Genomic DNA, 12,103 nt, shown 5'->3' on the forward strand with positions numbered 1-12,103 from the left:
CTGACCAATTGGCCATAGGCGTGTTTTCGCGAACATAAGGGAATGATAGAAAGAGACTCCATTTTCATTGCAGGCAGGGGGAATGAGCATGAAAGCGACGTACCGGCGCGTTTTTTTGATTGTGATGGATTCAGTCGGCATCGGCGAGGCGCCGGATGCCGAGAAATACAACGACAAAGGAGCGGATACGCTCGGCCATATCGCTGAGTATCGCGGCGGCCTCTATATGCCGAACATGGCGAAGCTCGGCTTAAGCCATATTCGCGAAATCAAAGGGGTGCCGAAAGTCGAGCGACCGCTCGCGTACTATACAAAAATGAAGGAAGCATCGGCTGGAAAAGATACGATGACAGGCCATTGGGAGCTGATGGGCCTTCGCATCGACAAGCCGTTCCGCGTCTTTCCGAACGGGTTCCCAGATGAATTGATCGCTGAGCTCGAGCGGCGCACCGGGCGGAACGTGATCGGCAACAAACCGGCGAGCGGAACAGCGATCATCGAAGAGCTTGGCGAAGAGCATATGAAAACAGGGGCGATCATCGTCTATACATCAGCCGACTCCGTCTTGCAAATCGCCGCCCATGAACAAGTTGTGCCGCTTGATGAATTGTACCGCATTTGCGAAATCGCTCGTGAATTGACGCGCGACGAGCCGTATATGGTCGGGCGCGTCATTGCCCGACCGTTCATCGGCACGCCCGGCCATTTTGAGCGGACGGCGAATCGCCACGACTATGCGTTGAAACCGTTCGGCCGCACGGTGATGAATGAATTGAAAGACGCCGGTTATGAAGTGATTGCCATCGGGAAGATCGCCGATATTTACGACAATGAAGGAGTTACCCAGTCGTTGCGAACGACATCCAATATGGACGGAATGGATAAGCTCGTCGACACGCTCGGCATGGACTTTACTGGATTGAGCTTCGTCAACCTCGTCGATTTTGACGCCAAATACGGCCATCGCCGCGACCCGCAAGGATACGGCGATGCGCTCGAGGAATTTGACGCCCGGCTTGCCGATGTGCTGCCGCGGCTGAAAGAGGATGACTTGCTCATCATCACCGCTGACCATGGCAACGATCCGGTGCATCACGGAACCGACCATACGCGCGAATATGTTCCGCTTTTGGTGTACAGCCCGCGCTTTCACGGCGGCAAGCCGCTCCCGGTCCGCGAGACGTTTGCCGATGTCGGCGCCACGATTGCCGATAACTTTGAAGTCAACCGGCCGCCGCACGGAACAAGCTTTTTGGCCGATTTGGCCTAACTTGGGAGGCTGGTGAAAGTTTGTTTTGGCCGTTGAATCGCATCGATCATTTGATCGATTGTCGGGTGACCGAACCACATTGCTTCCAGACCCATGTATCTGCCTGTGAAGCGGTTGGTTGTTCGGTCTTCCGCCGCGCTGCATGGCGAAGGCAAGCTTGTGGCCTGCCTCCGACAGTCGGAAAAATGGGCGGCAGGATATGTTAAATCTTCCAGTTGCATTATATGCCAATCACCAGCCCGATCAAAAATCTTTCAAAATCAAACAAAAACTGCGATGGGGGGAAAAGAATGGATCGACAAGCGATTGAAAAAGCCGCCGGTTATTTGCGCCCATTCATGCCGACGCCGCCTGAAATCGGCCTCATTCTCGGCTCGGGGCTCGGCGTGCTCGCCGATGAAATCGAAGAGGCGGCTCGCATTCCGTATGAACATATTCCCGGATTTCCAGTATCGACCGTTGAAGGACACGCTGGCCAGCTCGTATATGGGCGGCTTGAGGGGGCGGCCGTTGTCGCCATGCAAGGGCGGTTTCATTATTATGAAGGGTATTCGCTTCAGCAAGTGACGTTTCCCGTGCGGGTGATGAAGGCGCTTGGCGTCCGCGAATTGATCGTGACGAACGCTGCTGGCGGCGTCAATGAACAGTTCCGTCCGGGCGATTTTATGATCATTTCCGATCATATCAACTTGCTGGGCACAAATCCGCTCATCGGGCCGAACGATCCGGAACTCGGACCGCGCTTTCCGGACATGACGGAAGCGTACAGCCTGCGGTTGCGCGAGCTTGCCAAGGAAACGGCGGCGAGACTCGGCATGCGTGTGCATGAAGGAGTATATGCCGCCAGTACGGGGCCGTCGTACGAAACGCCGGCGGAAATCCGCATGATCCGTACGCTCGGCGGCGATGCCGTCGGCATGTCGACCGTCCCGGAAGTAATCGTCGCCCGCCATGCCGGCATCGAAGTGCTTGGCATTTCATGCATTTCGAATATGGCGGCGGGGATGTCGGATGCTCCGCTTCACCACGACGAAGTGGTTGAAACGGCCGAGCGGGTGAAGACGGACTTTTTGCGGTTCGTGAAAGCGATTGTCGCCGAAATGGCGAAATCAAAACGAAAAAGGTGATCGCGATGCGAATGGTCGATTTGATTGCGAAAAAGCGCGACGGCAAGGCGCTGACGAAGGAAGAAATTGAGTGGATCATCCGCGGGTATACAAACGGGGACATTCCCGATTACCAAATGAGCGCGCTTGCGATGGCGATCTATTTCCGCGGCATGACGGAGGAAGAAACGGCAGCGCTGACGATGGCGATGGTGCACTCCGGCGAAGTGCTCGATTTGTCGAGCATTCGCGGCGTGAAAGTCGATAAACATTCGACTGGCGGGGTCGGCGATACGACGACGCTCGTTTTAGGGCCGCTTGTCGCTTCCGTCGGCGTGCCGGTGGCGAAAATGTCTGGGCGCGGCCTCGGCCATACGGGCGGCACGATCGACAAACTGGAGTCCGTGCCGGGATTTCATGTCGAGATCAGCAAAGACGAGTTCATCCGATTAGTGAACGAAAATCGCATTGCCATTATCGGACAAACCGGCGACTTGACGCCGGCAGACAAAAAACTGTATGCACTTCGCGATGTGACGGCGACCGTCAACAGCATTCCGCTCATCGCCTCGTCGATCATGAGCAAAAAAATCGCCGCCGGGGCTGATGCCATCGTCTTGGATGTGAAAACGGGCGCCGGAGCGTTTATGAAGGAACTTGACGAGGCGCGCCGGCTCGCTCAGGCGATGGTCGACATTGGCAAGCGCGTCGGCCGCCGGACGATGGCGGTCATTTCTGACATGAGCCAGCCGCTCGGCTATGCAGTCGGCAACGCCTTGGAAGTGAAAGAGGCCATCGCCGCGCTAAAAGGGAACGGTCCGCGCGATTTAACTGAGCTATGTTTGACAATCGGCAGCCATATGGTCTATTTGGCGGAGAAGGCGGCATCGCTTGATGAGGCGCGTCGCTTGCTTGAAGAGGCGATTCGCAGCGGGGTTGCCATCGCGACGTTCAAAACGTTTTTGGCCGCGCAAGGGGGAGATGCATCAGTCGTCGACGATCTGGACAAATTGCCAAAGGCAGCATATACGTCGACCGTCACGGCGGCTGCCGACGGCTATGTCGCCGAGATGGCCGCCGATGACATCGGCACAGCCGCCATGTGGCTCGGCGCCGGCCGCGCGAAAAAAGAAGACACGATCGATTTGGCGGTCGGCATTGTGCTCCATAAAAAAATCGGCGACCGCGTGCGGAAAGGGGAAGCGCTCGCCACGATTCACAGCAACCGGCCGGATGTGCTTGATGTGAAAGAAAAGATCGAGGCGGCTATTCAGCTGTCGCCGCAGCCGGTTGCTCGACCGCCGCTCATTTATGAGACCATCGTATAGAGAAGGACGCCGGCGATCCGCAAGGAAAGAAGCAGTTGTTCAAGAAGAAAACGCCTGAAACGCATGTTTCAGGCGTTTTTTTATGTTTTTTGTATAAAAATATCTCACCTGGAAAAAATGACATGTATAAAGAATGGAGGTTTGGGAGATGAAAACGACAGTCACTCGTCTTCTTTTCTTGCCGTTTCTTCTTTTTCTTCCCCTTTCTGCCTATGCTGAGGCGAAAGGGATGAAAGAGGAGAAGGTGGAGCTGGCGGATGAGGCGAAATCGGCGATTTTGATCGAACGCGACACCGGCAACGTGCTGTATGAAAAAAATGCTCATGAGCCGCTGCCGCCGGCCAGTATGACGAAAATCATGACGATGCTGTTGATCATGGAAGCCATCGATGAAGGAAAGCTGTCCTACGATGAAAAAGTGCGGGCGAGCGAATATGCCGCGTCAATGGGCGGCTCGCAAATTTTTCTCGAGCCGGGCGAGGAAATGACGGTCGATGAGCTGCTGCGCGGCATTGCTATCGGTTCGGCCAACGACGCATCAGTCGCTATGGCTGAGCAGATCGCCGGGTCGGAAGAAGCGTTTGTTGAGATGATGAACGAAAAAGCGAAACAGCTCGGCTTAAAAAACACCCATTTCGCCAATGCGACCGGCCTGCCGGCGGAAAATCACTACAGCAGCGCTTATGATATGGCCATGATGGCGCGAGAACTGTTGAAATATGAAGATATTACGAAATATACGAGCAAATACGAAGACTATTTGCGCGAAAATACGGACAAAAAGTTTTGGCTCGTCAATACGAACCGGCTTGTAAAATTTTATCCAGGCGTTGACGGGCTGAAAACTGGATATACAGCCGAAGCGAAATATTGTTTGACCGCCACGGCGAAAAAGAACGGCATGCGCGTCATCGCTGTTGTGTTCGGAGCGCCGACGCCGAAATCGCGCAATGCCCAAATTACGAAGATGCTCGATTACGCGTTTTCCCAATATCGAACCCACCCGGTGTACAAACGGAATGAGACAGTCGCTCGCGTCAACATAAGCAAAGGCAAACGGTCATCCGTCGAAGCGGTGACCTCGGAGCCGGTGTCGGTGCTGACGAAAAAAGGGCAGTCGGTCGAACAAATCGAGAAAGTGATCAAAGTGAAAGACGATGTGAAAGCCCCCGTTCGCAAAGGTGATGAGCTTGGCGTCCTCATTTTAAAACAGGATGGAAAAGAAATTTTGCATAGCCCGATCGTCGCCAAGCAAACGGTCGAAGAAGCGAGCTTTTGGGACTTGTTTAAGCGGGTGTTCGGCCGCTTCGTGCAGGCGGGATGATGTCAAGTTTTGCGGTCTTTTCGCTCTCTTTGGCGAACGGCCACTAGTTTTGTCGGGCGGCAGGATTTCCGGCGGACAGCAGCGAAATGTCTCCATATCCTGAAATGGACAAGGGGGAACACGCTGTGAGTCTCGCGATCGACTTGGAAGTGAAGCAAGATGTGCTCATCGTTCGCCTGTCTGGGGAGCTTGACCATCATACAGCCGAGGAATTGCGCGAACAAGTGACGGATGTGCTCGAAAACCGGACGATCCGCCACATCGTGCTCAATTTAGGGCAATTGACGTTTATGGACAGCTCCGGCCTCGGCGTTATTCTCGGACGCTATAAACAAATCAAAAACGTCGGCGGGCAGATGGTCGTATGCGCCGTATCGCCGGCCGTCAAACGTCTGTTTGACATGTCGGGGCTGTTTAAAATCATCCGCTTTGAGTCGGATGAACAATTCGCCTTGCAAGCATTGGGGGTGGCGTAAATGCGCAACGAAATGCACCTCCAATTTTCCGCCCGCAGCGAAAATGAATCGTTCGCCCGTGTGACAGTGGCGGCGTTCGTCGCCCAGCTTGACCCGACGATGGACGAACTGACGGAAATTAAAACGGTCGTCTCTGAGGCGGTGACAAACGCGATCATCCACGGCTACAACAACGACCCGAACGGCATCGTCTCCATTTCGGTCATCATTGAAGACGGTGTCGTCCATTTGACGGTGAGAGACGAAGGAGTCGGCATCCCCGACATCGAAGAAGCGCGCCAGCCGCTGTTTACGACAAAGCCCGAGCTCGAGCGGTCAGGGATGGGCTTTACCATTATGGAAAACTTCATGGACGAAGTCATCGTCGAATCGGAAGTGAACAAAGGGACGACCGTGTATTTGAAAAAGCATATTGCGAAAAGCAAAGCGTTATGTAACTGAGGGAGACATGCCTATGGATGTCGATGTCAAGCAAGATCAGTCGCCAATCAAAGATCAGGAGATGAAAGAGCTGATCCGCCGCAGCCAAGAAGGCGACCAAGAAGCGCGTGATGAAATTATTGAAAAAAACATGCGCCTCGTCTGGTCGGTCGTTCAACGTTTTTTAAACCGCGGCTATGAAGCGGATGACTTGTTTCAAATCGGTTGCATCGGTTTGTTAAAGTCGGTCGATAAGTTTGACTTGTCGTATGACGTCAAGTTTTCGACGTACGCCGTGCCGATGATCATTGGGGAGATTCAGCGGTTTCTTCGCGACGACGGCACCGTTAAAGTGAGCCGTTCGCTGAAAGAGATGGGCAATAAAATCCGCAAGGCGAAAGACGAGCTGTCGAAAACGCGCGGGCGGGCGCCGACGGTTACGGAAATCGCCGACCATTTAGGCATTTCGCCAGAAGACGTCGTTCTGGCTCAAGAGGCGGTCCGCTCGCCGACATCGATTCACGAAACGGTGTACGAAAACGACGGCGATCCGATTACGCTGCTTGATCAAATCGCTGACGCCGACGAGGCGTCATGGTTTGACAAAATCGCCTTAAAAAAAGCGATCGAAGAACTCGACGAGCGCGAGAGGCTGATCGTCTATTTGCGCTATTACAAAGACCAAACCCAGTCCGAAGTGGCATCGAGACTCGGCATCTCTCAAGTGCAAGTATCCCGGCTGGAAAAGAAAATATTGCAGCACATAAAGGACAAAATGGACGGATAGTCCATTTTTTTCCGCACTTGGGCGGCGACAAAATGGACGGATCGACCATTTTGTCCGCATGTGGGCGGGGATAACACGGACGGATGTCGATCTATTTTCCGCACTTTAGCAGCGAAAATGGGTCGAGTTCGTCTTTTTTTTTTTGGCGGACAAGAGCAGCGAAGGAGCATCTTTGCACCGCTTTTTCCGGAGCAAAACGACAACAATCGTTTCCCCTTGAAAAAGAACGGTCGTTTTTTTTTTTTTTTTGCCCATTCTTTTCTATTTTTATGAAATCGATGGTGAATGCCGACAGGCCGCATGATCCATGTTTCGGCCAACCAAACTAAAGAAAAACAAAATGGGGACAAAGGTGTGAAGCAAATGGCCAACACCGTATTTATCAAGCCGCGCCATCGCGTGCAAGTCAAGCCGGGGGCGGTGGTGACGCTCGGGCAAGCGGCGCAAATCGCCGCGCCGGATGGCGGGCTCATTCGGCGGCTGAAGACGATTCCACTCTATCGCATCCAGCCGAGCGATAAAAATATCGTCATCATCGATATGATGCAAATGATCCGGGCTGTGCTTGACGTCGATTCGTCGCTCGATTTACAGATGATCGGCCCATCGCAGACGATCATTGAAGTCGTCTATGAAAAACGGAAGTTTTCGAGCGCTTCCTTCGTTCTCGTTTGGCTTCTTCTCTTCGTCGGTTCGGCGATGGCGATTATGAACTTTCACGAGGACGTCAGCATGCAGCAAGTGCATCGCCATCTGTACGAAATGATGACCGGCCAAGCGGTCGACAAACCGCTGCTTTTGCAAATTCCGTATTCGCTTGGGCTTGGCATCGGGATGATTTTGTTTTTCAACCATTGGTTCCGCAAACGAATCAACGAGGAGCCCAGCCCTCTTGAAGTCGAAATGTTCAACTACCAGCAATCGATTGATCAGTACGTCATTTTGCATGAAAACAAAGAAAGCTTGAGGCCCCTTGACGACGCTTGAAATTTTGCTGGTAGTGTTCGTCGGCTTCGCCGGAGGGCTGGCGGTCGGAACCGGATTTGTCGCCTTTTTGGTCGTGCTTGGCGTCATTCCGCGCCTGACGCAGCTGACGAAAACGATGAAACGCGTTCATGCCTATGAATGGGGGGCTGTGGCTGGCGCCATCGTTGGCGGCTGGATGAGTTTGCGCCATTCGGTCTGGCATTTGTCCAAATATTGGCTGGTGCCGATCGGACTGCTGCATGGCGTGTTCATCGGAATGCTCGCCGCCGCTTTAACAGAGGTGTTGAACGTTTGGCCGATTTTGGCGAAGCGGATCGGCGTTGATGACAAAATCGTCATTTTACTTATGGCCATCGCCTTTGGCAAAGTGGCGGGCTCATTGTTTCATTGGCTTTATTTTGTCGATCACTTTCGCTGACAAAGGGGGAAGGAAACGTGGGATTAAAGTCCGATTATCTCCGCGAGGTGAAGGCGTTTCAGCCTTCTCCCTCATACGCTGCCAATGCGGTAAAAGCGTTTCTTGTCGGCGGAACGCTTTGTGCGCTGGCGCAATGGCTCTCTGATTGGTATGGCGGTGTGTTTGCCGCTTCACCGCTCGCCGCCCAGCTGTGGGCATCCATTGTGATGGCCGGATTGGCGATCTTTGTGACAGCTGTTGGAAAATACGACGACTTCAGCCAATTTGCCGGCGCAGGGGCGACGATGCTCATTATGGGGCTGGCCAATGCGCTTGCCAGCGCCGCCATCGAGCATCGAAGCGAAGGATGGACGGCCGGGGTGGCCGGGCAGATGTTCAAAGCTGGCGGGGCATCGGTCATTTATGGCTTGATTGCCGCCTATGTGCTTGGCCTTGTTTGGCCGTGATGAAAAGAGGGATTGGCCATGAAGCGTGTCGGAAAGCAGACATGGGTGTTCGATGACGGCGTTTACATTCAAGCGGCCGCTGCCGTGGTCGGACCGCTTGAAGCAGACGGCCCGCTCGGGAGCTATTTTGACATTTGCCATCGCGACTTATATTGCGGCGAAGCGACGTGGGAGCTGGCCGAGCGGCGGCTGATGCGGGAGGCGGTGGACTGCTGCTTGCAAAAGGCGGGCGTCTCTGCCGAAGAAGTCGATCTGTTTTTGGCCGGTGATTTGTTAAACCAAAATGCGACATCGAACTATGTCGCCCGCGAGCTGCCGATTCCGTTTTTATGCTTGTTCGGCGCCTGTTCGACCTCGATGCAAACATTGGCGGCAGCCGCCGCGCTCATCGCTGGCGGATTGGCCGATCGGGCGCTTGCGGCGACAAGCAGCCATAACGCGACGGCCGAACGGCAGTTTCGCTACCCGACTGAGCTTGGGGTGCAAAAGCCGAAAACAGCGACGTTCACCGTTACGGGCGCCGGCGCCGCGCTCGTGGGCCGCGCGCCTGGACGTTGGCGCGTCCGGGCGGCGACGATCGGCAAAGTCGTTGACGCCGGGCTGAAAAACCCGCTCGACATGGGAGCGGCGATGGCACCGGCGGCGGCCGATACGATCGAGCAGCATTTCCGCGATTTAGGAGCATCGCCGGGCGATTACGATTTAATCGTCACCGGTGACTTGTCGCGCGTCGGCAGCGTCATCGTCCGCGAGCTGCTTGCTGAATCCGGCTATGATGTGACTGATGTTTACAACGATTGCGGGCTGATGATTTACCGGCCAGATCAAAAGGTGTTGGCCGGCGGCAGCGGCTGCGCCTGCTCGGCGGTCGTCACGTACGGGTATTTGCTTCAAGAGCTCGCCCGCGGAACGTTTCGCCGCCTGTTTGTCGTCGCCACAGGGGCGCTTTTAAGCCAAACGATGGTGCAGCAAAAACAGTCGATCCCAGCGATCGCTCACGGCGTCGTCATTGAAGCCGACGGGCAGGAGCCGGGTTGACCGCCGTAGGCTGCCTTTTATTCAAGAACGGTCAGGAGGGAATGCCATATGGAATATGTCCGCGCTTTCTTGGCTGGCGGGGTGCTGTGCGCCATCGCCCAGCTCGTCATCGACCGCGGCAAATGGACGCCGGCTGATGTCGCCGGTTCGCTTGTCGTCCTTGGCGTCCTCCTTGGCTTTGGCGGCGTCTATGATCGATTGGCCGCTTGGGCCGGAGCGGGGGCGACGATGCCGCTGAGCGGATTTGGGTATTGGTTGGCGAAAGGGGTCATGGCAGAACCGAGGCCGGAGGGATTGATCGAAACGGGAGCGGCGGTGTTCCGTTTTGCCGGCGCCTTGTTCGCTTTTATCGTGGCTGGCTCGTTTGCCGCGGCGCTCATTTGCAAACCGAAAGGGTAGAGATGATGGAAAAACGACGGGTCATTTTAGTAACGGATGGGGACGAGTTCGCCCGCCGGGCGATCGAGCGGGTCGCCGCCGAGATCGGCGGCCGCTGCATTTCCCGCTCGCAAGGCAATCCGACGAAACTGAGCGGCGAACAGTTGGTCGAACTCATTTTGCAAACGCCGCACGATCCAGTGTTGGTCATGTTTGATGATTGCGGCGCCCTCGGCGAAGGAGCCGGAGAGCAGGCGCTTCGCTATGTGGCGACGCATGAACAAATCGAAGTGCTCGGGGCGCTGGCGGTCGCCTCCAATACGCACCAGCATGAATGGACAAAAGTGCATGTGAGCATCGACTGCGACGGCGTGATTACCGAATATGGGGTTGATAAAGAAGGCGTCCGTGATCTCGAGGTCGGGCGGATTAACGGCGACACCGTCTATTGCCTTGACCAGCTGAACATTCCGCTCATTGTCGGCATCGGCGACATCGGCAAGATGGGATACCGCGACCATGCAAAATACGGGGCGCCGATTACGCGCAAGGCGGTCGAGTTGATTCTCGAAAGGAGTGGTGGCCATGCCGGACAAAGAAAAAAGACCGAAAGCGCCGATCGCGAAGAGACTCGTTGACAACGAGAAGTTTTTGCAGCAGCGGATCGGCGTCGGGACAAGCTTTGATTTAGGCGTACGGAAAATTGATGTCCTAAACCGGGAAGTACATATTTACTATTGCAACGGTTTATGCGACACGCAATACATCATCGAACTGCTGAAGCAAATCGTGCGCGTCAATGATGACGAGCGACAGGCGGCTCAAGCGTGGCACATCATTGAAAACCGCCTCGTTCATCAGCAAGTCAGTCCGGTGACGAGCCTTGACGAAGCGGTTGACAAGCTGCTGTCGGGCTTGATCATCGTCTTGATCGAAGGCGAATCGACCGGGTTTGCCGTCGATGTCCGCAGCTATCCAGGCAGGCAGCCGCAGGAGCCGGACACGGAAAAAGTCGTGCGCGGCGCCCGTGACGGGTATGTTGAAAACATTATTGTCAACACCGCGCTCACTCGCCGCCGCATCCGCGACGAGCGGCTGCGCTTTGAAATTGTGCAAGTCGGCGAGCGTTCGAAAACGGACGTATGCATCGCCTATATTAAAGACGTCGCTGATCCGGGTCTTGTCGAACTCGTGAAAAATGAATTGAAACAAATCAATGTCGATGGGCTGACGATGGGCGATAAAACAGTGGAAGAGTTTTTAGTGAAGCAAGGATACAACCCGTACCCGCTCGTCCGCTATACGGAGCGGCCGGACGTCGCGGCGACGCACTTGCTTGAAGGGCACGTGCTCATTATGGTCGACACATCGCCGAGTGTCATCATCACGCCGACGACGTTTTTCCACCACGTCCAGCATGCCGAGGAATACCGGCAGTCGCCGGGCGTCGGGACGTTTGTGCGCTGGGTGCGGTTTTTAGGCATTTTGACGTCGTTGTTTTTGTTGCCGCTGTGGGTGCTGTTCGTCCTTGAACCGTCGTTGCTGCCCGAATCATGGGCGTTTATTGGGCCGAACAAACAAACGAACATCCCGATCATTGTGCAAATTTTGCTCGCTGATTTTGGGATTGAGTTTTTGCGAATGGCAGCCATTCATACACCGACGCCGCTATCAACGGCGATGGGGTTGATTGCCGCCGTTTTGATCGGACAAATTGCCATCGATGTCGGGCTGTTTGTGCCGGAAGTCATCTTGTACGTCTCAGTGGCGGCGATCGGCTCGTTTGCGACGCCAAGCTATGAGTTGAGCGTGGCGAATAAGATTTCTCGCTTGGCATTGGTCATTCTTGTCGCTTTGTTTAAAGTTCCCGGGCTTGTGATTGGTACGACCGTTTATTTGCTTTGGCTCGCCAGCATTCGCTCGCTCAATACGCCGTATTTATGGCCGTTCATTCCGTTTGACCCGGCAGCGTTCATGCAAATTGTCGTCCGCCGTTCGGTTGCCGGAGCGAGAGTGCGTCCGAGCATCGTTCACCCGCAAGATCGGCAGAAACAGCCGTCATGACGCGAACGATCCGTTTGAAAGCGGTCGTTTTCACCTAGTAGCGGCCGCTTTTCTCGTTTTG

14 protein-coding genes are annotated in these 12,103 nt (G+C 54.8%); all 14 read left to right on the top strand.

The genetic code is table 11. The annotated features are described in order from the left end of the window. Window positions 1–82 precede the first annotated feature (82 nt). The 14 genes from deoB (at window position 83) to GJ1_RS11715 (ending at window position 12,042) form a co-directional block, all read left to right on the top strand. Window positions 83–1,270: a phosphopentomutase gene (gene deoB, locus GJ1_RS11650; RefSeq protein ID WP_174520117.1), complete on the top strand. Its 1,188-nt coding sequence runs from the start codon at window positions 83–85 to the stop codon at window positions 1,268–1,270. 290 nt (window positions 1,271–1,560) lie between these two features. Further along, on the top strand, window positions 1,561–2,397 hold the full coding sequence (locus tag GJ1_RS11655) for a purine-nucleoside phosphorylase (RefSeq protein WP_066232580.1): 837 nt from the start codon (window positions 1,561–1,563) through the stop codon (window positions 2,395–2,397). Window positions 2,398–2,402: 5 nt separating this feature from the next. Further along, window positions 2,403–3,704 (top strand): pyrimidine-nucleoside phosphorylase, encoded by a 1,302-nt coding sequence (locus GJ1_RS11660; protein ID WP_066232583.1) that lies wholly within the window; start codon window positions 2,403–2,405, stop codon window positions 3,702–3,704. A 148-nt stretch (window positions 3,705–3,852) separates the two neighbouring features. After that, on the top strand, window positions 3,853–5,028 hold the full coding sequence (locus GJ1_RS11665; RefSeq protein WP_066232585.1) for a D-alanyl-D-alanine carboxypeptidase family protein: 1,176 nt from the start codon (window positions 3,853–3,855) through the stop codon (window positions 5,026–5,028). Window positions 5,029–5,153: 125 nt separating this feature from the next. After that, window positions 5,154–5,504, top strand: a complete 351-nt coding sequence (gene spoIIAA / locus GJ1_RS11670; protein ID WP_066232588.1) for an anti-sigma F factor antagonist — start codon at window positions 5,154–5,156, stop codon at window positions 5,502–5,504. After that, window positions 5,505–5,945 (top strand): anti-sigma F factor, encoded by a 441-nt coding sequence (spoIIAB, locus tag GJ1_RS11675; protein WP_011231791.1) that lies wholly within the window; start codon window positions 5,505–5,507, stop codon window positions 5,943–5,945. 13 nt (window positions 5,946–5,958) lie between these two features. Continuing rightward, on the top strand, window positions 5,959–6,711 hold the full coding sequence (sigF, locus tag GJ1_RS11680; RefSeq protein ID WP_011231790.1) for an RNA polymerase sporulation sigma factor SigF: 753 nt from the start codon (window positions 5,959–5,961) through the stop codon (window positions 6,709–6,711). Window positions 6,712–7,074: 363 nt separating this feature from the next. Beyond that, the gene (locus GJ1_RS11685; protein ID WP_066232603.1) at window positions 7,075–7,698 is read left to right on the top strand and encodes a stage V sporulation protein AA; all 624 of its coding nucleotides are present in this window, start codon (window positions 7,075–7,077) and stop codon (window positions 7,696–7,698) included. After that, a complete protein-coding gene (locus GJ1_RS11690; protein ID WP_066232591.1) occupies window positions 7,685–8,116 on the top strand; it encodes a stage V sporulation protein AB in 432 nt (143 codons plus the stop codon). The genes GJ1_RS11685 and GJ1_RS11690 overlap by 14 nt, the downstream gene beginning before the upstream one ends. 17 nt (window positions 8,117–8,133) lie before the next feature. Then, complete coding sequence (locus tag GJ1_RS11695) at window positions 8,134–8,562, top strand: SpoVA/SpoVAEb family sporulation membrane protein (RefSeq protein ID WP_066232594.1); 429 nt, start codon at window positions 8,134–8,136, stop codon at window positions 8,560–8,562. An 18-nt stretch (window positions 8,563–8,580) separates the two neighbouring features. After that, window positions 8,581–9,600: a stage V sporulation protein AD gene (gene spoVAD, locus GJ1_RS11700; RefSeq protein ID WP_066232596.1), complete on the top strand. Its 1,020-nt coding sequence runs from the start codon at window positions 8,581–8,583 to the stop codon at window positions 9,598–9,600. A gap of 48 nt (window positions 9,601–9,648) precedes the next feature. Further along, window positions 9,649–9,999: a SpoVA/SpoVAEb family sporulation membrane protein gene (locus GJ1_RS11705; protein ID WP_066232598.1), complete on the top strand. Its 351-nt coding sequence runs from the start codon at window positions 9,649–9,651 to the stop codon at window positions 9,997–9,999. A gap of 5 nt (window positions 10,000–10,004) precedes the next feature. After that, window positions 10,005–10,616, top strand: coding sequence for a stage V sporulation protein SpoVABEA (gene spoVAEA, locus GJ1_RS11710; protein WP_066232606.1), 612 nt, complete (start codon window positions 10,005–10,007; stop codon window positions 10,614–10,616). Continuing rightward, window positions 10,564–12,042, top strand: a complete 1,479-nt coding sequence (locus GJ1_RS11715; RefSeq protein WP_066232600.1) for a spore germination protein — start codon at window positions 10,564–10,566, stop codon at window positions 12,040–12,042. The genes spoVAEA and GJ1_RS11715 overlap by 53 nt, the downstream gene beginning before the upstream one ends. The last annotated feature ends 61 nt before the right edge of the window (window positions 12,043–12,103 follow it).

Source organism: Geobacillus jurassicus NBRC 107829 (assembly GCF_001544315.1).
In the GTDB taxonomy this organism is placed as follows: domain Bacteria; phylum Bacillota; class Bacilli; order Bacillales; family Anoxybacillaceae; genus Geobacillus; species Geobacillus jurassicus.

Bases quoted from the DNA above. Each gene is read 5' to 3' on its own strand.
- deoB (WP_174520117.1), top strand. From the start codon at position 83: ATGAGCATGAAAGCGACGTACCGGCGCGTTTTTTTGATTGTGATGGAT.
- GJ1_RS11655 (WP_066232580.1), top strand. From the start codon at position 1,561: ATGGATCGACAAGCGATTGAAAAAGCCGCCGGTTATTTGCGCCCATTC.
- GJ1_RS11660 (WP_066232583.1), top strand. From the start codon at position 2,403: ATGCGAATGGTCGATTTGATTGCGAAAAAGCGCGACGGCAAGGCGCTG.
- GJ1_RS11665 (WP_066232585.1), top strand. From the start codon at position 3,853: ATGAAAACGACAGTCACTCGTCTTCTTTTCTTGCCGTTTCTTCTTTTT.
- spoIIAB (WP_011231791.1), top strand. From the start codon at position 5,505: ATGCGCAACGAAATGCACCTCCAATTTTCCGCCCGCAGCGAAAATGAA.
- sigF (WP_011231790.1), top strand. From the start codon at position 5,959: ATGGATGTCGATGTCAAGCAAGATCAGTCGCCAATCAAAGATCAGGAG.
- GJ1_RS11685 (WP_066232603.1), top strand. From the start codon at position 7,075: ATGGCCAACACCGTATTTATCAAGCCGCGCCATCGCGTGCAAGTCAAG.
- spoVAD (WP_066232596.1), top strand. From the start codon at position 8,581: ATGAAGCGTGTCGGAAAGCAGACATGGGTGTTCGATGACGGCGTTTAC.
- GJ1_RS11705 (WP_066232598.1), top strand. From the start codon at position 9,649: ATGGAATATGTCCGCGCTTTCTTGGCTGGCGGGGTGCTGTGCGCCATC.
- spoVAEA (WP_066232606.1), top strand. From the start codon at position 10,005: ATGGAAAAACGACGGGTCATTTTAGTAACGGATGGGGACGAGTTCGCC.
- GJ1_RS11715 (WP_066232600.1), top strand. From the start codon at position 10,564: ATGCCGGACAAAGAAAAAAGACCGAAAGCGCCGATCGCGAAGAGACTC.